We start from the raw sequence: 20,028 nt of genomic DNA, 5'->3' as shown, positions 1-20,028 counted from the left end.
CCGATAGATGCAAGTGCATGGACTGGTCGGATTTGGAAACGCTGGGTTTCTGAACGGTTGCCCAAACAATCAGGCCGCCAAGTGGCGGCCCGATCCCTGGTACAAATCTGCAAATCGGCTCAGATGGTCGGATTCCACGCCGACGGGATCAGACGATATTTGGCGCCGTCCTTCTCGACATGGCCGACCGAGGGGAAGGTGAAGTGGAAGCCGATCACGGTCGCCTTCTCGGCGGCCGCCATGTCGTAGAATTTGTGGCGGGTTTCCTGCGCCAGCGCTGCATCGGTGTCGAACACCACATGCCAGTTCGGATTGCGCAGGAAGAACTCCGGGATGTTGGTGACGTCGGACTGGATCAGCACCTTGGAATCGCCTGAGGCGACCGCGAACGAGGTGTGCCCCGGGGTGTGACCGGGCGTCGCGATCGAGGTGATGCCCGGTGCGACCTCCTTGCCCCACTCGTACTTCGTCACCTTGGATTCGAGGCCGGCAAAGGTCTTCTTCACGTTGGCGAAGTAGTTCTTCATCATCGCGTTGGACTCGGCCTTGGCGGCGTTATCCTCGCTGGTCCAGAACTCCCAGTCCTTGCCTGGCACCATGATCTCCGCATTGGGGAAGGCAAGCGCGCCGTCGGCGAGACGAATGCCGTTGGTGTGGTCGGGATGCAGATGCGAGAGCAGCACGACGTCGATGCTCTTGGGGTCGACGCCGGCGGCCTGGAGGTTCTGCAGCGTGCGGCCGACCGCGCCCTTGCTGGGCTCGAGATTGGCGACACCGTTGCCGGTATCGATCAGCACGAGCTTGGAGCCGGTGTTGATGAGCTGCGGGTTGAACGGCACCGTGACCATGCCCTTCGGCATGTAGGCCGCCTCGCCAGCGGCCAGCGCTTCCTCCTTCGGCGCGTTGACGACGAACTTGTCCGGCATCGGGAAAGTGCGCGCACCGTCATTGATGGAGGTGCACTCGTAGCTGCCGACCTTGTAGCGGTAGAAGCCCGGCGCCTGCGTGCCGGCTTGCGGTACTGAGGCATTGGCGGCGGTCGGCCCAAAGCCGGTCACGGCAGCCGCACCGAAGGTGGCGGCGCCTGCAAGCAAATGGCGGCGATTAAGATCGGTCATGAGGTCCCCTTCTGAGCGCCCCGCGGTTTTCCCGCGTGCAAATGGCGGCGGAATAATCCCCGGCTTCGCTCAGAAGGCAAGACCTTCTTTCGGTGACGTGCCGTCGCACGTCCCGATTATTTGTTCGGGTTGATGAGGAATTTTTCGCCAGTGGCGCGTTTGGCGTACACCGCGATGTTGGCGGGATCGAGCGCCTCGGAAAGCGACACCACCTTGGTGTAGTGGCTGGCAAACGTGGTCTTCAGTTCGTCGACGACGCGCTGGCGCAGCCTGGCCCCGTCCGCCTGCCCGATCTTCATCAGGAACGGAAACAGCAGCCAGCCGCCGACGCCCCAGGCCATGCCGAAGCCGCGCGGCAGCTCAATCGGGCGGACATCGAGCGCGCCATAGACATAGACCTGCTTGTGCACGTTGGAGCCGTAGCGGCTGTATTCCTTCGCGGTCTTGTTGATCGCGACTTCCATGCAGTTGAGGATGTCGCCGGCGAGCTTCCCGCCACCGATGGCGTCGAAGGCGATGGTGGCGCCGGTCTCGACCAGCGCATTGGTGAGATCGCCGAGGAAGCTCGGTGCGGTGGAATCGACGACATATTTGGCGCCGATCTTGTGCAGGATGTCGGCCTGCTCCTTGCTGCGCACAATGTTGACCAGCGGGATGCCGTCCTTGATGCAGATCTTGTTCAGCATCTGCCCGAGATTGGATGCGGCCGCAGTGTGCACCAGCGCCTTGTGACCCTCGCGCCGCATGGTCTCGGTCATGCCGAGCGCGGTCAGCGGATTGACGAAGCAGGAGGCTCCTTCGGCCGGCGTGGTGCCTTCCGGCAGCGGCAGGCACTCGCGCACTTTCAACGTGCGATACTGCGTGTACATCGCGCCGCCGATCATGGCGACGGTCTTGCCCATCAGCGCCTTCGCGGCATCCGAGGAGCCGGTCCTGATCACGACTCCCGCGCCTTCGTTACCGACCGGCATGGATTCGTCGAGCCGGCCTGCCATCGCCCGCATCGCGCCTTCCGGCACTTTCGCGGTGATGACGGGAGCTTCTTTGGTGCCCGAAGCCTTTGCCGTGCTCATGTCGGCCGCGCCGATCAAGAGCCCGAGGTCGGACGGGTTGATCGGCGCGGCCTCGACGCGGACGACAACCTCGTCCGCGGCGGGTTCGGGGGTCGGCACGTCGAGCAGCGAGATTTCGAGCTCACCGCTCTTCTTGATCAGCGAACGCAGTTGCAGGCCGTTCTTGCCGTCGCTCATGTCGATCCTCCCCTGTTCTTGTCCGACCGCTGGCTTATGCCAGCGCCTTCAGTGCCGCCTTGCCGCCGTAGAGCGCCTGCTTGCCGAGCTGCTGCTCGATGCGCAGGAGCTGGTTGTATTTGGCGGTGCGATCGGAGCGCGCAAGGGAGCCGGTCTTGATCTGACCGCAATTGGTGGCGACCGCGAGGTCGGCGATGGTAGAATCCTCGGTCTCGCCGGAGCGGTGCGACATCACCGAGGTGTAGCCGGCCTTGTGCGCCATCTCGACGGCGGCGAGCGTCTCGGTCAGCGTGCCGATCTGGTTGACCTTGATCAGGATCGAATTGGCCCGTCCGGCCTTGATGCCTTCGGCGAGGCGCTTGACGTTGGTGACGAAGAGATCGTCACCGACGAGCTGGCACTTCTTGCCGACGAGGTCGGTCAGCTCCTTCCAGCCGTCCATGTCGTCTTCCGACATGCCGTCCTCGATGGTCACGATCGGATAGCGCGAGACGAGATCAGCAAGGTACTTGGCCTGCTCGGAGATCGAGCGGGTCTTGCCCTCGCCCTCGTAGACGTATTTGCCGTCCTTGAAGAACTCGGTCGAGGCGCAGTCGAGGCCAATGACGATGTCGGAGCCCGCCTTGTAGCCGGCCTTGCCGATCGCGTTCATGACGAATTCGAGCGCGGCGTCCGCCGACGGCAGGTTCGGGGCAAAGCCGCCCTCATCGCCGACATTGGTGTTGTGACCGGCCTTCTTCAATTCGGACTTCAGGGTGTGGAAGACCTCCGCGCCATAGCGCAAGCCCTCGGCAAAGGAGGACGCGCCAACCGGTAGGATCATGAACTCCTGGAAGTCGATCGGATTGTCGGCGTGCATGCCGCCATTGATGATGTTCATCATCGGCACCGGCAGCAGCCGCGCCGAGGTGCCGCCAACGTAACGATAGAGCGGCATGTCGAGCGAGTTCGCGGCCGCCTTGGCGCAGGCGAGCGACACGCCGAGGATGGCGTTGGCGCCCAGCCGGCTCTTGTTCGGCGTACCGTCGAGGTCGATCATGATCTGGTCGAGCTGGGCCTGCTGCTCGACATCGAGGCCGCTCAGGGCCTCGAAGATTTCGCCGTTGACGGCGCCGACCGCCTTGGTGACGCCCTTGCCGAGATAGCGAGTCTTGTCACCGTCGCGTAGTTCCACCGCCTCATGGGCGCCGGTGGAGGCGCCGGACGGCACGGCAGCACGGCCAAGCGCGCCATCTTCCAGCACGACGTCGACCTCGACGGTGGGATTGCCACGGCTATCGAGAATTTCGCGGCCGATGATGTCGATGATGGCGGTCATGATGTGCACTTCCGTTCGTTAGAGCTGATCGGTGCCGCGGGTCTTACACGGACCGCAAGCAAATGTGAACGCTTGGAGGGTGGGCTTCGACTGACGCGTGAAGCGGCTCGGACTAAGGTTGACCGCATCTGGTCTGCGCGCAAAACCTCAATCTGAAACAGTCGGGGTAACGCCATGAATCGCCGCCAGTTTCTTGCCTCGAGCATCGCCCTCCTCGCGACCCGCCCGAGTTTTGCGCAGGAAGGCCCGTTCCGGACAAAATACTACCCCATTAGCTCCGGCATCGGTCTGCACGACCTCGCTCCCGCTCCCGATGGCACGGTCTGGTTTACGGCCCAGGGCAAGGGCCTGCTCGGCAGGCTCGATCCGAAGGATGGCAGCCATAAGACGGTCAGCCTCGGCCAGGGCGCCGCCCCGCACGGCGTGACCATCGGCCCCGACGGCGCGCCCTGGATCACCGAGGGCGGCCAGAATGCGATCGCCCGCGTCGATCCTTCCGACCTCAAGGTCACCCTGTTCCGCCTGCCCGAGAAGTTCGCCTACGCCAATCTCAACACCGGCGTGTTCGACAAGGACGGCACCTATTGGTTCACCGGCCAGTCCGGCTATTACGGCCGCCTCAAGCCGAACGCGGGCGGGATGGACGTGTTCAGGGCGCCCAAGGGCGTCGGCCCCTACGGAATCACCGTCACGCCCAAGGGCGACGTCTGGTATGCCTCGCTTGCCGGCAGCTATATTGCCAGGATCGATCCGGCGACGGGCAGCGCCAGTGTGGTCGAGCCGCCGACGCCGAGCCAGGGTTCGCGACGGGTCTGGTCGGATTCGAAAAGCCGGATCTGGGTCAGCGAGTGGAACAGTGGCCACGTCTCGGTGCACGATCCCGCGGAAGACTCTTGGAATACCTGGAAGCTGCCCGGCGAGCGTCCCCGCACCTACGCGGTCTATGTCGATGACAAGGACAAAGTCTGGCTGACCGATTTCTCCGCCAACGCCATCGTCCGCTTCGATCCCGCCACCGAGCGCTTCAACGTGTTCGCCAGCGACAAGGCTAACGCCAATGTGCGCCAGCTCGACGGGAGGCCGGGCGAGCTCTGGGGCTGCGAATCCGGCAACGACCGGATCGTCATGATCCAGACGGTCGCCGCCGGTTGACGACAGCGGCATTTGCGTCCATCCCGGCACGCGGAACAGGATGTGACGACAATGGCGAAGAAATCCCTTCAGCTGGGCCGCGCGGTCGAATGGCCGCACACACCGGAAGAAGCGCAGCTCGACCGCGTGCCGAACCCGCAAAAGGGCACGGACTATCTGGTACGCTTCACCGTGCCGGAATTCACCTCGCTCTGCCCGGTCACGGGACAACCGGATTTCGCACATCTGATGATCGACTACGCCCCCGGCCAATGGTTGCTGGAATCGAAGTCGCTCAAGCTCTACATCGCCAGCTTCCGCAATCACGGCGCCTTCCACGAGGACTGCACCGTGATGATCGGCAAGCGCATCGCGAGCGAGATCAAGCCGAAGTTCCTGCGCATCGGGGGCTATTGGTATCCGCGCGGCGGCATTCCAATCGACGTGTTCTGGCAGACGGGCCGCGCGCCGAAGGGATTGTGGGTGCCCGAGCAGGGCGTCGCGCCCTATCGCGGCCGGGGCTGAGCTTGAAGAGACCGTTTCTGACTCACCGCGTTCGGTCTCGACCGCGAAGATTTGCTCGCTCGGGGGACGAGGTATAGCGGCTAACAACCATGCCGCTCGAATAAGCCTTTGCCTCGAGTAATTTTAGCTTCCTGAACCCCGACGCCGCGAAGATCCTGACGCCGTCACCCAATACCGCCGGGTTGACGTAGAATTGAAACTCGTCAACGAGACCTTGTTCGATCAGCGCCGCGGCAAACCCCGCGCCACCGAACACGCCAATGTCGCGCCCTCGTTGGCTCTTTAAGGCGCCGACCACCTCGTGCAAATCTCCGCTGACAAGCGTGGTTCGTTCCCACGCCGGCTCCGTTGGCTTATTCGTCGGAACCATTTTGCTCATTTCTGTGATACGCTTAGCGAACGCGTAGAATGGCTCAGTTGGGTAGCGGTTCGCTGCGTTCTCCCAATGCCGTAGATACCCTTGATTCAGCATCTTCCGACTGAGAAGAATCGTGTCGATGCGCTCGAAGTGTGCATTGAAATCGCGCTTCAGTTCATCATCCCAAAAGTTGTTGTCACCCCAACCCCATAGCTGCCAATTTACCGTTCCGTAGGAGCCGACAAAGCCATCGGCTGACACCTGCATCTGAAGGATAAGTTTTCGCATCGGTCTATTCTCTCGAATCATGCAAGGATCGAAGCTGCGAACGATTCAGCAGCCCATTGTTTGAAGGTCGTTCGAGTTGTGTTTTCTGAAGCTGGCGTGTCGAGTGCCCATCGCTCTTGGCGATTGAAGCTCGCTGGGGTTTCGATCAACGCTTCCGTGAAGCTGGCTGATATCCCGTTTGCGATCATGCTGCTGCGGGCGTCATCGAGCGGGACAGATCGATAAGTCACGTCTTTGCGCAGTTTCCTGCCCGGGAGCTCTGTCACCTTCTGAAATATGTAAAAGCCGCCGCTTGCAACCTGATGGATATCTGCGGGCATTTTCCACCACTCCTCCAGCATTGAGACTTTATGATTGGTTTACATTTGGAAGCATTGACGTCAGCCTCGAATGATGTCAATAGTAAATCGATTTACAAAGAGAACTACGGATGTCGGGAAGACAGCGATCAGGTTGCCCAATCAGTCTGTCGCTGGAGTTGCTCGGCGATCGCTGGACGCTGCTGATTGTGCGTGACATCGTTTTCGCGGGGAAACAGCACTTCCGGGAATTTCTGCAGTCCGATGAATCGATATCATCGCGGACGCTTGCGGAGCGGCTTCAAACGCTGCAAGAAGGCGGCGTGCTTACCCGTCATGACGACCCCACGCATAAACTGAAGGCGATTTATCGCCTTACGGAGGCGGGCATTGATCTGCTGCCTGTCCTCGCCGAGCTTGGCTTATGGGGCAGCAAATATCGTAATGCTGATCCGGATCTTGGTGCGATTGCCGAGAGACTATCGGCGGGGGGCCCCAAGATGCTTTCCCAGATGAAGCATAAACTGAGGAAAGGAGGTTCTAAATGACGATACGCCGCGTCAGGCGCTAGACATCTTTTAGGCGACTGCATCCGATGGCGCCCGCTGTTTCAACAGCCGCGCACAGGCGAAGCCCAGCGCGACCATGATCGCGGCGCTCGCGAACAGGGTCGGCATCTTGCCGCCATGCTGGAGGCCAAGTCCATAGGCGAGCGGCCCCACCGTCTGCCCCATGAAGAAGAAGAACGAATGCAGCGACAACGCGGTTGCGCGCGCCTCGACCGAGAGTTCGCTGGCAAACATCTGAAGGCAGCCATGGGCGATGTAGAAGCCCCATCCCATCACGATGAGATTGAACGCCTGCACTTCCCAGCGCAGGCCGAAGCCGACGGCAACGAGCTGCGAAGCCACCAGCGTCATGCCCGCGATCATCATTCCCTTCATGCCCAGCCATGGCAGCAGGCGCGACACCGTCAGCGTGTAGAACAAGCCGCCGACCGCAAAGCCCGCGATGACGATGCCCGCGATCGAGAGCGAGGTCTGACCGAGCTCGAACAGGAACGAAGCGATGTAGGGAAACAGGCCGAGCACGCAGCAGCCTTCGATGAACACCGCCGCATAACAGACATAGGCGTTCGGGTTGGTGAAGATGGTGCGATAGCCCGCCTTCAGCGCCGACAGGCTCGTCTTCGGCGGATGCTTGACCTTGGCGCCACGAAAACCGGCGGCGACCGCGATCGAGGCAACGATCACCAGCGCGCCGAGCACCGCCAGCACGCCGCGCCAGCCGAGGAAATCGCCGATCAGGCCGGAGGCCGAGGCGCCGAGGAGATTGCCCGCCATCGCGCCGGCGAGCGTGCGGCTGATCGCGACCTGGCGCTTCTCCGGACCGACGAGATCGCTGGTCAGGCTGAGCGCCACCGGAAACACGCCGCCGGAGCCGATACCGGCGAGGATACGGGTCGCGAACAGAACCGAGAATGAGCTCGAGAGCGCCCCCAGGATGTTGGCAAGGCCGAGCAGCGCGAGGCAGCCGATCATCAGCCGCGTCTTGCCGAACAGATCGGCGGCGGCGCCGACGATCGGCTGGATGATCGAGAAGGTGAAGGCGAACACCGCGGCAAAACCGGCAGCGGTCGCGATGCTGACGCCAAAGTCCTCCGCGACGTGCGGCAGCACCGGATCGAGCGCGCGCGCGGAGAGCGCCGCGGCGAAGCTTGCACCGGAGATGACGTAAAGCGCGGCCGGCAGGCCGTGATCGTGCGCCCGCGCCTCGCCTTGCTGCATCAGCGCGGGTCGGCTTTGGTCGAATCCTTGGCGAGCGCGTCGAACGCCATCAGCCTTCGGATCAGCCCTTCGAACTCGCGCAGCGGCACCATGTTGGGTCCGTCGGACGGCGCGCTGTCAGGATCGGGATGGGTCTCAATGAAGATACCGGCAACACCGACGGCGACGGCTGCGCGTGCGAGCACCGGCACGAATTCGCGCTCGCCTCCGGAAGACGTCCCCTTCCCGCCCGGCTGTTGCACCGAATGAGTCGCGTCGAAGATCACGGGGGCGCCGGTGGTGCGCGCCAGGATCGGCAGCGCGCGCATGTCGGAGACCAGGGTGTTGTAGCCGAAGGACGCGCCGCGTTCGGTGACGAGCACGTTGGGATTGTTCGCGCTCGTGATCTTGGACACGACGTTGGCCATGTCCCAGGGCGCAAGAAACTGACCCTTCTTGACGTTGACGACCTTGCCGGTTGCGGCCGCCGCCAGCAGCAGATCGGTCTGGCGACATAGGAAGGCGGGAATCTGCAACACGTCCACCGCCTGCGCCACCTCGGCACACTGCCCGGCGTCATGCACGTCGGTCAGGACCGGCAGGCCGAGCGACGATCGGATTTCGGCGAAGATCGGCAGCGATTGTGCAAGTCCGAGGCCACGCGCGGCCGACGCGCTGGTGCGATTGGCCTTGTCGAATGAGGTCTTGTAGACGAGGCCGATCTGCAGCCGCGCGGCGATCTCCTTCAGCGCGGAGGCCACCTCCAGCGCATGCTGGCGGCTTTCGAGCTGACACGGCCCGGCAATGATCGAGATCGGCAGATCATTGCCGAATTTGACCTTGCCAATGGTGACGACCGGCGCCGCTGACGTCGAAGAGCTCAAGGCAAATCCCTCGTTCCGGCGCGACCATAGCCGCGATGAAGGGCGGATCAACCCCATTCGGCCTGGGCTCCCAGAATATCAGGGTTGCGCCCAGGCTCTCCGCGACGCCCTCGCGCCGGCCGCCTCTACTTCACCGCCGAGAAGGCGGTCGGCGCCAGGATCTGGCTGACGATGTTGCCGACGATCTGGCCGTCCGCCTCGCTCTCGGCGCGCCCCTTCATCCAGTCCGGATCGGTCATGAAGGCGGCCCACTTCTTCTCGCGCTCGGCGAGCGACTCCCAGGCCAGGAAATAGGTCAGCTCCTGGTTGGATTCACCGATCAGGGTCGTGAAGAACCCGGCCTGCTTGATGCCGTGCTTTTCCCACACCTTCAGCGTGACGGTCTCGAACCGCTTGAGCAGTGCCGGCAGGCGGCCGGGCACGCAGCGATAGATGCGCATTTCGTAGATCATTCATATTCCTCCCTGATCAGGTCCGGCGGTTATAACGGCCGGCCCCGACGGTGTCTTGAGGCCCGCTCAGCCGCCCCGGTAGCGTTCCGTGCATGGCTAGAGCCCGCTCAAGCCGCTTCATCGAGAGCGGGTTCCCGCAATGCTGCCGCAATGATACGGCCGCTAGAATGGCGCGATTGAGGTTGAGGTGCGGATCATGCGGATTTTGCTCGTCGAGGACGAGGTCGAAATGGCCGACGCGCTGGCGTCGGCGCTGAAGCGCTACGACATGGTGGTGGACCACGCCCCCACGCTCGCGGAGGCGGAAGAGGCCATTTCTGCCGACGTCCACGCCGCCGTCCTGCTCGATCGCCAGCTTCCCGATGGCGACGGTCTCACCCTGATCCCGAAACTGCGGGCGCGCGCCGACGGCGTGCCGATCATCGTGTTGACGGCGCGCGGCGAACTCGCCGACCGGGTCGCCGGACTGGACTGCGGGGCGGATGATTATCTGTCAAAGCCGTTTGCGGTAGAGGAATTGCTGGCGCGGCTGCGCGCCGTGCTGCGCCGGCCCGCCGGGCTGCATCCCGACATCATGCACGCCGGCCGCCTCGCCTTCGATTTCGGCCATCGCGAGGCAAGCATCGACGGGGCTCCGCTCGAGCTGCCGCGACGCGAGCTCCTCGTGCTGGAAGCCCTGGTCCGCCGCATGGGCCGGACCGTGCTGCGCTCCGCGCTGGAAGAAGCCGTCTACAGTTTCGACGACGAGATCCAGTCGAATGCGCTCGATACGCACGTGTCGCGCCTGCGCCGCAAACTCTCGGAAGCCGATGCGCGCGTGGAGATCCACGGCATCCGCGGCGTCGGCTATCTCTTGAAGAAGCTGCTATGAGCAAGCACCACGAACCCTATTGCCTGCGCTCGCGGCTGAGCTGGCGCCTGCTGTCGCTCCAGGCGGTGCTGCTCACGGCGCTCGTTGCCGTCGTCGTCGGGGCATTGAGCGCGTCGGGATTCGTGATCGCCGGGCGCGACGAAGATCGCGTGATCGATATCGTCCAGCGCGCGCTCGGACGCGACGCGCAAGGCGACCTGGTCCTGCGGCCGACGACCGAGCTGAAACAATTGCGCAGCGAGACCCCCGATCTCTGGTTCCTGGTCCGCGACAGGCAGGGACATTCGCTAAGCGAAGGCGCCGTGCCGGCCGAATTCGCCGCCATCGGCAGCGGCCTCGACCAGATCAGCCAGGCCCGGCTCGGCTGGCAGCTGTTCGAGGACGATCCGCGCAAGCCCCCGGCGCGGCTGAAGCGGGTCGATACCGACGCCGGCAATGTGCAAATCATCACGGCGACGCAAGGCAAGCTCACGGGCGCCAAGGCGTTGATCATGACATCGCTTGCACTGCTCGGCATCGCCCTGCCTGGCCTGCTCCTCATGGGAACGGCGACGTTCATCGCCACGCCGATGATCGTGCGGCGCGCCTTCGAGGCGCTTGATGCGACGGCGGACCAGGCGCGGCGCATCGACATCCATCAACGCGGCGCGCGGCTGTCGCTGGACCGGATTCCGCTGGAAGTCGTGCCGCTCGTGACCGCGGTCAACGACGCGCTGGCGCGGCTAGACCAGGGCTATGCCCGCCACAAGCGCTTCGTCGCCGATGCCGCACACGAGTTGCGCACACCGATCGCGATCCTGAACACGCGGCTGGAGTCGCTTCCAGCGGGGCCGGACAAGACCCGGTTGCTGGAGGATTCCGCGCGGCTGGCAACGCTTGCCGAGCAGCTGCTGGACATTCAAAGGCTCGACCGCTGCGGCCATCCCTTCACGCGCGTTGACCTCGTCGCAATCGCGCAAAGCGCGGCCGCAGATCTTGCGCCGCTGGCCATTGCCGCCGGCTACGAGTTGGCGCTCGACGCCCCCTCCACGCCGGTCGAAACGATCGGCGATGCGGCGGCGCTGGAGCGCGCGCTGACCAACCTTGTGCAGAATGCGATCCAGCACGGCCCGCGCCGCGGCACCATAGGCATTCGTGTCAGCAGGCCCGCGAGCATCGAGGTCACGGACGAAGGCGCCGGCATTCCGGCCGATCAGCGCGAACAGATATTCGAACCGTTCTACCGGCTGACACCGCTGGATCGCGGTGCCGGCCTCGGTCTCAACATGGTGCGCGAGATCGTGCTCCTGCATGGCGGCCACATCTCGGTCGCGGACACGGCGATCGGCGGCGCGTGCTTCAGGATGTCACTGCCGCCCGTCCGGGAGAATTGACGCAATCGACAGGCGGCACGCAATGCTGTCGCAATGCACTCAAGCGATTGTTCGGCCGCCTCACCTCTGACCTGCGAGGCGCAACCAAGATGCCGGAGTGCGCATGCTCAACGAATTCCTCTCGTTCTTCCTGTCATGGATGTCAGCCCCGCGCCGCGTCGGCGCGATCGCGCCGTCAGGCGCGGCGCTGGCCGATCTCATCACCCGCGAGATCACCGCATCGACCGGCCCTGTTCTCGAGCTCGGCCCCGGCACCGGCGCGTTCACCTACAAGCTGCTCAAACGCGGCGTGCGCCAGCAGGACCTCACGCTGATCGAATACGGCTCCGACTTCATGAAGGTGCTCCAGATGCGTTTTCCGAACGCGCGCGTCTTGTGGATGGATGCAGGGCGGCTCGCAACGGAGCGCCTCTATGACGGCGCGCCCGTCGGCGCGGTCGTGAGCGGCCTGCCGCTGCTCAACATGTCGACGCGCAAGGTGGTCTCGATCGTCGGTGGCGCGTTCAGTCATGTCCGCCCCGGCGGCGCCTTCTACCAGTTCACCTACGGCATGAGTTGTCCGATCCCGCGGCCCGTGCTCGACCGGCTGGGCTTGCGCGCAAAGCTGGTGGATCGTGCCCTGCTGAACGTGCCGCCGGCCGCCGTCTACAAGCTGACGCGACGGCCGCAGATGAAGCTCGTCACGGGATCGCTTGCGCCTGATACGTCAATGCCGGCCGCGCCGGAGCCGATGCATCTTGCAGGTGACTGCACCGCCACGCGCTGAGCGATTACACCAGGCGGCTCTGAACCATTGCCGCGCGAATGAACGACGCGAACAGCGGATGCGGCTCGAACGGTCGCGACTTCAGTTCCGGATGGAACTGGACGCCGATGAACCAGGGGTGATCCTCGTACTCGACGATCTCCGGCAGCACGCCGTCGGGCGACAGGCCCGAGAATTTCAGCCCGTGCTGCTCGAGGCGATCCTTATAGGCGGTGTTGACCTCGTAGCGATGGCGGTGGCGCTCGGAAATCTCGGTCGCGCCGCCATAGACTTCCGAAACGCGGCTGCCGCGATTGAGCGCCGCGGGATAGGCGCCCAAGCGCATCGTGCCGCCGAGATCGCCGGCGTTGGTGCGCTTCTCGAGCTCGTTGCCGCGCAGCCATTCCGTCATCAGGCCGACCAAGGGCTCCTTGGTCGGGCCGAACTCGGTGGAGTTGGCCTCCTCGATCCCGACGAGATTCCGAGCTGCCTCGATCACCGCCATCTGCATGCCGAAGCAGATGCCGAAATACGGCACGTCGCGCTCGCGCGCGAACTGCGCCGCGCGGATCTTGCCTTCGGCGCCGCGCTGGCCGAAGCCGCCGGGCACCAGAATGCCGTTGACGTGCTCGAGGAACGGCGCGGGATCTTCCTTCTCGAAGATCTCGCTTTCGATCCAGTCGAGATTGACCTTCACCTTGTTGGCGATGCCGCCATGGGAGAGCGCCTCGATCAGCGACTTATACGCATCCTTCATGCCGGTATACTTACCGACGATGGCGATGGTGACGTTGCCCTCGGGATTGCGGATGCGCTCGTTGATCTGCTGCCAGCTCCGCAGCTCCGGCGGAATCCGCGAGCCGATGCCGAAGGCGGCAAGCACTTCGTCGTCGAGGCCTGCCGCATGGTAAGCCTGAGGGACAGCGTAGATGCTGTCGGCGTCGCGCGCCTCGATGACGGCGCTCTCGCGCACGTTACAGAACAGCCCGAGCTTGCGCCGTTCCTCCTTCGGGATCTCGCGATCGGTACGGCAGAGCAGGATGTCCGGCTGGATGCCGATCGAGCGCAGCTCCTTGACGGAGTGCTGCGTCGGCTTTGTCTTCAGCTCACCGGCGCTCGGGATGTAAGGCAGCAGCGTCAAATGAATGTAGATGGCGTGATCGCGCGGCAACTCGTTCTTGAGCTGGCGGATCGCCTCGAAGAACGGCAGGCCCTCGATGTCGCCGACGGTGCCACCGATCTCGACCAGCACGAAGTCGTAATCGTCGTTGCCGTCGAGGACGAAATCCTTGATGGCGTTGGTGACATGCGGAACCACCTGGATGGTCGCGCCGAGATAATCGCCGCGCCGCTCCTTGGAGATGATGTCCTGATAAATGCGCCCGGTCGTGATGTTGTCGGCCTTGGTCGCCGGCCGCCCGGTGAAGCGCTCATAGTGACCGAGATCGAGGTCGGTCTCCGCGCCGTCATCGGTCACGAACACTTCGCCGTGCTGATACGGCGACATCGTTCCGGGATCGAGATTGAGATAGGGGTCAAGCTTGCGGAGGCGGACCTTGTAGCCCCGAGCTTGCAACAGGGCACCGAGTGCCGCTGAAGCCAGACCCTTGCCGAGCGAAGAAACCACGCCGCCGGTGATGAATATGTACCGCGCCATGGGGCTTAACCTCTAATCCCTCGAATTCGATTCGCCAAAGCGATTCGTATTCCGCCCCAAACATTTTGCGGGGCTGTGGGTGAGCCAGAACTGAAAGTGGTGACAGAGCCTTGATAGGGATTGTTGATCCAGGACGGTAGAAGCCGCCCTGCATGGCCCCCCTGTTTTATTGCGAACGCGGTACCTGCGGGCCGCTCGGTGCCGGAGCCTGCTGCTGCTCGTCGGCCTTCTTCAGCGAATCCAGGATGCCACCCGAGGTCGGCGGCGCGATCGGTCCGCCCCCGGCCGGCTGTGTCTGCGACGCCGGCGCACCGATGATCGACGACGGCTTGCGGTCGTAGCCGGCATACCAGGACAGGAACAGGCTGGTGAGGAAGAAGCCGACGGCCAGAATCGCGGTGGTCCGCGTCAGAAGGTTCGCCGTGCCGCGGCTCGACATGAAGCCTGCGCCGCCTCCCATGCCGAGGCCCCCGCCTTCCGACTTCTGGAGCAGGACGGCGCCGATCATAACGGTGACGATCATGAGGTGAATGACGATGACAACGGTCTGCATAGTGTCCTTCCGTCACAAGCCGACAGCGCCGAGACGGCGGCCAATCGTGCTTCGCGGGGTTTTCCTGAAGTTGCGCGGTGTTACACGATCGGACGGGGCATTGCCACCCCCGATCAGCCCCGGACCAGTGGTTTGAACCAGCCAGGGACGGCCCTGCCTAATTAGGGCAGCCCTGCGCAATCGCAAGGAAATCGGCCGCCTTCAGACTGGCCCCGCCGACCAGCGCGCCATTGACGTTCTTCACGGCCATCAGCTCGGCCGCGTTCGAGGGCTTGACCGAGCCGCCATAGAGAATGCGCATCCCGGCGGCGTCGGCCTTGAACCTGGAGGTCAGGAATTCCCGGATAAAGCCATGAATCTGCTCGACATCCCGAGACGTCGGGGTCAGGCCGGTGCCGATCGCCCAGACCGGCTCATAGGCCACGACCAGATTGGCGGAGGTCGAGCCATCCGGCAGCGAGCCGGTGAGCTGGCCGCGCAGGATATCCAGGGTCTGGCCCGCATCGCGCTGGCCCTGCGTCTCTCCGATACAGACGATCGCCGTCACCCCGGCGCGCCAGGCGGCCTCAGCCTTCTGCCGGATCAGGGCATCGCCCTCGCCATGGTCGGCGCGGCGCTCGGAATGGCCGACGATGACGGCGGTCGCACCCGAATCCGCTAGCATTTCGGCGGCGATGTCGCCGGTATGGGCGCCCGAGGCTTTGGGGTGGCAATCCTGGGCCCCCACCGCGACCTTCTTGCCGCGTGCCTTCTCGGCAAAGGCAGCGATCAGGGTCGCCGGCGGGCAAACCAGCAGCTCGGCTTTGCCGGCCACCTCTGCCGCGCCATTGAGCATGGCGTCGAATTCGGCAGTCGAGGCCTTGAGGCCGTTCATTTTCCAGTTGCCGGCGATCAGGGGGCGGATGGCATCGGTCATGTCAAATTCCAGCAAAATTTGGTTTGTTCATGCGCTAGCAGAGGTCCCGTGGCAGTTCCAGAGACCAGGGGCTTTTAACCGCAGGGATCGAAAGCCCGCTAGACCCGAGGTTGCGGGGGGAAAGCCACCACTTTATGATGATTGATCAATTTGGTGACGCGCTTTTGCGGAATCTGCATTAAGACGCGCTCCCGTTCCCCTCCTGCCAAACAAGTTGGACCAAATGCTTCGAGGAATGCGCAAGGCCTCATCAAACTGGCTCGGCAAGACCATTATGGCCATTGTGATGGGCGTGCTGATCATCAGTTTCGGCGTTTGGGGCATTGCCGACATCTTCAAGGGTTTTGGGCAATCCACCGTGGCCAAGGTCGGCGGCACCGAGATTTCGTTGAACGAGTTCCGCCAGATTTACACTGATCGCCTCCAGCAGATCAGCCGCCAGTTCGGCCGGCCGCTGTCGCCTGAGCAGGCGCGCGCCTTCGGCCTCGACCGTCAGGTGCTCCAGCAGACGATCGCGGAAGCCGCCCTCGACGAAGAGGCGCGCCGGCTCGGGCTCGGCCAGTCCGACGACCAGATCCGCCAGCTCATCATGAACGACCCGAACTTCAAGGGCGTCGGCGGCAACTTCGATTCGAACCGCTTTCAGTCCGTGATCCGCAATTTCGGCTATACCGAGCAGCGCTACGTTTCGGAGCAGCGCAAGGTCTCACTGCGTCGGCAGATCACCGGCACGATCGGTGCCGGCCTCGAGCCGCCGAAGGCGATGCTCGACGTGCTGACGCGCTTCCAGAACGAGCAGCGCGCCATTGAATTCGTCAGGCTCGACGCAGCCCAGGCAGGCACCATCGACGCGCCATCGCCGGAGGCGCTCGCCGCCTATTTCGAGGATCACAAGGTCCAGTTCCGCGCGCCCGAATATCGCAAGATCGCGTTCGTCGTGGTCTCGCCGGAGGAGATCGGCAAGTGGAGCGAGGTGTCGGACGAGGACGCCAAGAAAGCATTCGACCAGCGCAAGGACCGGCTCGGCACGCCGGAGAAGCGCCAGATCCAGCAGATCGTATTCCCCAACGCCGCCGAGGCACAGGCCGCACGCGAGCGGCTCACCAGCGGGACGTCGTTCGAGGACCTCGGCAAGGAGCGCGGACTGAGCGCGTCTGACGTCGATCTCGGGCTCGTGACCAAATCCTCGCTCGATCCCGCCGTTGGAGACGCTGTCTTCGCGCTTCCCGCCGGTGAAATCAGCCAGCCGATCCAGGGCCGTCTCGGCACGTCGATCGTCAAGGTCGAAAAGATCGAGCCGGGCACTGAGGCGAACTACGCGAGCGTTGCCGCCGACATCAAGCGCGAGATCGCCACCGAGCGTGCGCGCGTCAAGGTCGCCGATCTCCGCGACAAGATGGAAGACGAGCGCGGCGGCGGTGCCAGCGTGATCGACGCGGCGCAGAAGCTCGGCCTCACCGCCTTGACCATCGACGCCGTCGACCGTTCCGGCCGAGCGCCGAGCGGCCAGCCGGTCTCCGGCATTCCGCAGGGCCTCGACGTGGTGTCGCAGGCCTTTAACACCGATGTCGGCGTCGACAATGACTCGATCTCGTTCAAGGGCGGCTATGTCTGGTACGACGTGCTTGCCATCACGCCCTCGCGCGACCGCAATCTCGACGAGGTTCGCGACCAGGTCGAGGTGCGCTGGCGCCAGGACCAGATCGCGACCAAGCTGAAGGCCAAGGCGACCGAGATGGTGCAGAAGCTCGAATCTGGCGGCAAGCTCGCCGACGAAGCAGCCGCGATCGGCGCCAAGGTCGAGACCGCCACCGGCTTCAAGCGGGACGACTCGCCCGCCAGCGTGCCCGCGGCCATCGTGTCGGCCGCCTTCCGCGTCGCCAAGGACGGCGTCGGGCAGACGGCAGTGACCGGCGGCACCGAGGTGATCGTGTTCCGCGTTACCGAGATCATCGATCCCACCGTCGATGCCGCTTCCGATGCGGTCAAGAAGCTGAAGGACAGTCTCGACCGCGCGCAGACCGAGGAGCAGGTCGCGTCCTACGTCAACAAGCTTGAAACCGACATCGGGACCACGATTAATCAGGCCGCCTTCGCGCAGGTGACCGGCGCGAACCAGTGAGTTGAAAGCACGCGATGGACGACCTGAAATCGATCATTGGAAAAGTGGCGACCGGCGCCAGCCTGTCGCGTGACGAAGCGGCTTCCGCCTTCGACGCCGTGATGTCCGGCGAGGCTACGCCCTCGCAAATGGGCGGCCTGCTGATGGCGTTGCGGGTACGCGGCGAGACCGTGGACGAGATCACCGGCGCGGTCTCGGCCATGCGCTCCAAGATGCTCACGGTCGATGCGCCCGCGGACGCCGTCGACATTGTCGGCACCGGCGGCGACGGCTCCGGCTCGGTCAATGTCTCGACCTGTGCCTCCTTCATCGTTTCGGGCGCCGGTCTGCCGGTGGCCAAGCACGGCAACCGCGCGCTATCGTCGCGTTCGGGCGCTGCCGACGTGCTGGCTTCGCTCGGGGTGAAGATCGATCTGAGGCCGGAGCAGGTCGGCCGCTGCATACGCGAATGCGGCATCGGCTTCATGTTCGCGCCCGCCCATCATCCCGCCATGAAGAACGTCGGCCCGACACGGGTGGAGCTTGCGACACGCACGATCTTCAACCTGCTCGGTCCGTTGTCCAATCCGGCCGGTGTGAAGCGGCAGATGGTCGGCGTGTTCTCCCGGCAATGGGTGCAGCCGCTGGCGCAAGTGCTCAAGAACCTCGGCTCTGAATCCGCCTGGGTCGTGCACGGTTCAGACGGCCTCGACGAAATCACCCTCACCGGCCCGACCTTCGTCTCCGCGCTCCACAATGGCGAGATCCGGAATTTCGAGGTGACGCCGGAGGACGCGGGCCTGCCGCGCTGCGAGGCCGGTGCACTCAAAGGCGGCGACGCCGACGCCAACGCTATCGCCTTGCAGGGCGTGCTCGACGGCAAACCGAGCCCCTACCGTGACGTCGCGCTGATCAACGCCGCTGCCGCATTGGTCGTGGCGGGGCGTGCCGGGGATCTCAAGGAAGGTGTCGTGATCGGCGCAAAATCACTCGACAGCGGCGCGGCGCGCGCGCGGCTGAAACATTTGATCGCGGTCTCGAACGGCTGAGCCTGACATGTCGGACATCTTGACCAAGATCGAAGCCTACAAGCGCGAAGAAATCGCTGCGGCCAAGCGCGCGCAGCCGCTGTCGGCGGTAGAGGCGAAGGCCAAGGCGCAAGCAGCACCGCGCGGCTTCCTGCGCGCGATCAAGGCCAAGCACGCCAATGGCGACTACGCGCTGATCGCGGAGGTCAAGAAGGCGTCGCCGTCAAAGGGCCTGATCCGCGCCGATTTCGATCCGCCGCTGTTGGCCAGGGCCTATGAGGCCGGCGGCGCTGCCTGCCTGTCCGTGCTGACGGACACGCCCTCGTTCCAGGGCCATCTCGACTTCATGGTGGCGGCCCGCGCGGCAACGTCACTGCCGGTGCTGCGCAAGGATTTCATGTTCGACATCTATCAGGTGGCGGAGGCCCGCGCGCACGGCGCCGACTGCATCCTGATCATCATGGCGGCGCTCGATGATGCCGCGGCCAAGGAGCTCGAGGATGCCGCCATCGCCCACGGCATGGACGTGCTGATCGAGATCCACGACCGCGCCGAGCTTGACCGCGCGCTGAAGCTGCGTTCGCCGATGATCGGCGTCAACAATCGCAATTTGCGCACCTTCGAAACCACGCTTGCGACCAGCGAAACATTGGCGCCGCTGATCCCCGGCGACCGGCTGATGGTCGGCGAGAGCGGCATCTTCACGCCCGCCGATCTCGCCCGGCTCGAGCGCGTCGGCATGTCGACCTTCCTGGTCGGCGAGAGCCTGATGCGGCAAGCCGATGTTACCGCTGCGACGCGCACATTGCTGGCGCGCGAGACGACGGCGCGCGCGACGGGCACGCGCTGACATGGCCCGCAAGCCGACCGCGACGAAACCAGCCAAGTCCGAGTCCAAGACCCAGTCCAACACCAAGACCGGCCCTGCCCTCACCCATATCGGCGCCTCCGGCGAGGCGCGGATGGTTGACGTGTCGGACAAGCCCGCCAGCGAGCGGCTCGCGGTCGCGGAAGGACGCGTCGTCATGACCAGGGCGACGCTTGACCTGATCGTGTCCGGCAACGCCAAGAAGGGCGACGTGCTCGGCACCGCCCGCATCGCCGGCATCATGGCCGCCAAGCGCACCGCGGAGCTGATCCCGCTCTGCCATCCGCTCGCGCTGTCGAAGGTGACGGTCGAGATCGAGCCAGACGCAACGCTGCCAGGCTGCCTCGTCCGCGCCAGCGTGAAGGTCACGGGCCCGACCGGCGTCGAGATGGAAGCGCTCACCGCGGTCTCGGTCGCCTGCCTCACCATCTACGACATGATCAAGGCGGTGGAGCGCGGCGTGCGCATCGAAGGCATCCATCTGGTCGAGAAGCTCGGCGGCAAGTCCGGCCATTACCGCGTCTGAT

21 protein-coding genes are annotated in these 20,028 nt (G+C 64.2%); 10 read left to right on the top strand and 11 right to left on the bottom strand.

The window, feature by feature from the left end:
- Positions 1-119: 119 nt before the first annotated feature.
- From AC0L3B_RS24050 to eno, 3 genes are all read right to left on the bottom strand, one after another.
- A complete protein-coding gene (locus AC0L3B_RS24050) occupies positions 120-1,118 on the bottom strand; it encodes an MBL fold metallo-hydrolase (RefSeq protein ID WP_085353228.1) in 999 nt (332 codons plus the stop codon).
- A gap of 116 nt (positions 1,119-1,234) precedes the next feature.
- Positions 1,235-2,368: a zinc-binding dehydrogenase gene (locus AC0L3B_RS24045; RefSeq protein ID WP_018458063.1), complete on the bottom strand. Its 1,134-nt coding sequence runs from the start codon at positions 2,366-2,368 to the stop codon at positions 1,235-1,237.
- Between the two features lie 34 nt (positions 2,369-2,402).
- Positions 2,403-3,686, bottom strand: a complete 1,284-nt coding sequence (gene eno / locus AC0L3B_RS24040) for a phosphopyruvate hydratase (RefSeq protein ID WP_018458064.1) — start codon at positions 3,684-3,686, stop codon at positions 2,403-2,405.
- A 174-nt stretch (positions 3,687-3,860) separates the two neighbouring features.
- Here eno and AC0L3B_RS24035 point away from each other — a divergent pair, with 174 nt between their 5' ends.
- Both AC0L3B_RS24035 and queF read left to right on the top strand, forming a co-directional pair.
- Positions 3,861-4,838 carry a Vgb family protein gene (locus AC0L3B_RS24035; RefSeq protein WP_018458065.1) on the top strand — a complete coding sequence of 326 codons (978 nt, stop codon included), beginning with the start codon at positions 3,861-3,863 and terminating at the stop codon, positions 4,836-4,838.
- A 51-nt stretch (positions 4,839-4,889) separates the two neighbouring features.
- Positions 4,890-5,342 (top strand): preQ(1) synthase, encoded by a 453-nt coding sequence (gene queF / locus AC0L3B_RS24030; RefSeq protein WP_018458066.1) that lies wholly within the window; start codon positions 4,890-4,892, stop codon positions 5,340-5,342.
- A 22-nt stretch (positions 5,343-5,364) separates the two neighbouring features.
- On the opposite strand, the gene AC0L3B_RS24025 is transcribed toward queF, so the two are convergent.
- On the bottom strand, positions 5,365-5,988 hold the full coding sequence (locus AC0L3B_RS24025; RefSeq protein WP_018458067.1) for a dihydrofolate reductase family protein: 624 nt from the start codon (positions 5,986-5,988) through the stop codon (positions 5,365-5,367).
- Positions 5,989-6,005: 17 nt separating this feature from the next.
- The gene (locus tag AC0L3B_RS24020; protein ID WP_143273393.1) at positions 6,006-6,308 is read right to left on the bottom strand and encodes a hypothetical protein; all 303 of its coding nucleotides are present in this window, start codon (positions 6,306-6,308) and stop codon (positions 6,006-6,008) included.
- A gap of 110 nt (positions 6,309-6,418) precedes the next feature.
- Here AC0L3B_RS24020 and AC0L3B_RS24015 point away from each other — a divergent pair, with 110 nt between their 5' ends.
- Positions 6,419-6,835 carry a winged helix-turn-helix transcriptional regulator gene (locus tag AC0L3B_RS24015; RefSeq protein ID WP_026233493.1) on the top strand — a complete coding sequence of 139 codons (417 nt, stop codon included), beginning with the start codon at positions 6,419-6,421 and terminating at the stop codon, positions 6,833-6,835.
- A gap of 30 nt (positions 6,836-6,865) precedes the next feature.
- Here AC0L3B_RS24015 and AC0L3B_RS24010 read toward each other — a convergent pair whose 3' ends face one another.
- The 3 genes from AC0L3B_RS24010 to AC0L3B_RS24000 form a co-directional block, all read right to left on the bottom strand.
- Entirely contained in the window at positions 6,866-8,074 is a 1,209-nt protein-coding gene (locus AC0L3B_RS24010; protein ID WP_018458070.1) for an MFS transporter, read from the bottom strand.
- Positions 8,074-8,937 carry a 3-deoxy-8-phosphooctulonate synthase gene (gene kdsA, locus AC0L3B_RS24005; RefSeq protein WP_018458071.1) on the bottom strand — a complete coding sequence of 288 codons (864 nt, stop codon included), beginning with the start codon at positions 8,935-8,937 and terminating at the stop codon, positions 8,074-8,076. Before kdsA ends, AC0L3B_RS24010 begins: the two co-directional genes overlap by 1 nt.
- A 125-nt stretch (positions 8,938-9,062) precedes the next feature.
- Entirely contained in the window at positions 9,063-9,389 is a 327-nt protein-coding gene (locus AC0L3B_RS24000; protein ID WP_007610789.1) for an NIPSNAP family protein, read from the bottom strand.
- 196 nt (positions 9,390-9,585) lie between these two features.
- On the opposite strand from AC0L3B_RS24000, the gene AC0L3B_RS23995 reads away from it, so the two are divergent.
- From AC0L3B_RS23995 to AC0L3B_RS23985, 3 genes are all read left to right on the top strand, one after another.
- The gene (locus AC0L3B_RS23995) at positions 9,586-10,260 is read left to right on the top strand and encodes a response regulator transcription factor (RefSeq protein ID WP_018458072.1); all 675 of its coding nucleotides are present in this window, start codon (positions 9,586-9,588) and stop codon (positions 10,258-10,260) included.
- Positions 10,257-11,633, top strand: coding sequence for a sensor histidine kinase (locus AC0L3B_RS23990; RefSeq protein ID WP_018458073.1), 1,377 nt, complete (start codon positions 10,257-10,259; stop codon positions 11,631-11,633). The genes AC0L3B_RS23995 and AC0L3B_RS23990 overlap by 4 nt, the downstream gene beginning before the upstream one ends.
- Before the next feature lie 103 nt (positions 11,634-11,736).
- Positions 11,737-12,399 (top strand): class I SAM-dependent methyltransferase, encoded by a 663-nt coding sequence (locus tag AC0L3B_RS23985; protein ID WP_446481459.1) that lies wholly within the window; start codon positions 11,737-11,739, stop codon positions 12,397-12,399.
- A gap of 4 nt (positions 12,400-12,403) precedes the next feature.
- On the opposite strand, the gene AC0L3B_RS23980 is transcribed toward AC0L3B_RS23985, so the two are convergent.
- From AC0L3B_RS23980 to tpiA, 3 genes are all read right to left on the bottom strand, one after another.
- Positions 12,404-14,035: a CTP synthase gene (locus AC0L3B_RS23980; RefSeq protein ID WP_007590604.1), complete on the bottom strand. Its 1,632-nt coding sequence runs from the start codon at positions 14,033-14,035 to the stop codon at positions 12,404-12,406.
- A 166-nt stretch (positions 14,036-14,201) separates the two neighbouring features.
- Positions 14,202-14,588 carry a preprotein translocase subunit SecG gene (gene secG / locus AC0L3B_RS23975; RefSeq protein ID WP_007590603.1) on the bottom strand — a complete coding sequence of 129 codons (387 nt, stop codon included), beginning with the start codon at positions 14,586-14,588 and terminating at the stop codon, positions 14,202-14,204.
- 157 nt (positions 14,589-14,745) lie between these two features.
- Entirely contained in the window at positions 14,746-15,504 is a 759-nt protein-coding gene (gene tpiA, locus AC0L3B_RS23970; protein WP_473381128.1) for a triose-phosphate isomerase, read from the bottom strand.
- A 223-nt stretch (positions 15,505-15,727) separates the two neighbouring features.
- On the opposite strand from tpiA, the gene AC0L3B_RS23965 reads away from it, so the two are divergent.
- Genes AC0L3B_RS23965 through moaC form a run of 4 tightly spaced genes read left to right on the top strand, consistent with a single transcriptional unit; the run spans position 15,728 to position 20,027 of the window.
- Positions 15,728-17,626 carry a peptidylprolyl isomerase gene (locus AC0L3B_RS23965; RefSeq protein ID WP_247487523.1) on the top strand — a complete coding sequence of 633 codons (1,899 nt, stop codon included), beginning with the start codon at positions 15,728-15,730 and terminating at the stop codon, positions 17,624-17,626.
- Positions 17,627-17,640: 14 nt separating this feature from the next.
- Positions 17,641-18,654: an anthranilate phosphoribosyltransferase gene (gene trpD / locus AC0L3B_RS23960; RefSeq protein WP_085362122.1), complete on the top strand. Its 1,014-nt coding sequence runs from the start codon at positions 17,641-17,643 to the stop codon at positions 18,652-18,654.
- Positions 18,655-18,661: 7 nt separating this feature from the next.
- The gene (gene trpC, locus AC0L3B_RS23955; RefSeq protein ID WP_018458078.1) at positions 18,662-19,483 is read left to right on the top strand and encodes an indole-3-glycerol phosphate synthase TrpC; all 822 of its coding nucleotides are present in this window, start codon (positions 18,662-18,664) and stop codon (positions 19,481-19,483) included.
- 1 nt (position 19,484) lies between these two features.
- On the top strand, positions 19,485-20,027 hold the full coding sequence (gene moaC / locus AC0L3B_RS23950; RefSeq protein WP_018458079.1) for a cyclic pyranopterin monophosphate synthase MoaC: 543 nt from the start codon (positions 19,485-19,487) through the stop codon (positions 20,025-20,027).
- Position 20,028 lies beyond the last annotated feature (1 nt).

Source organism: Bradyrhizobium sp. Kon56, assembly GCF_055807635.1.
Note: the sequence above shows the minus strand (reverse complement) of the source record. Positions and strands in the feature narration are given on the sequence as shown.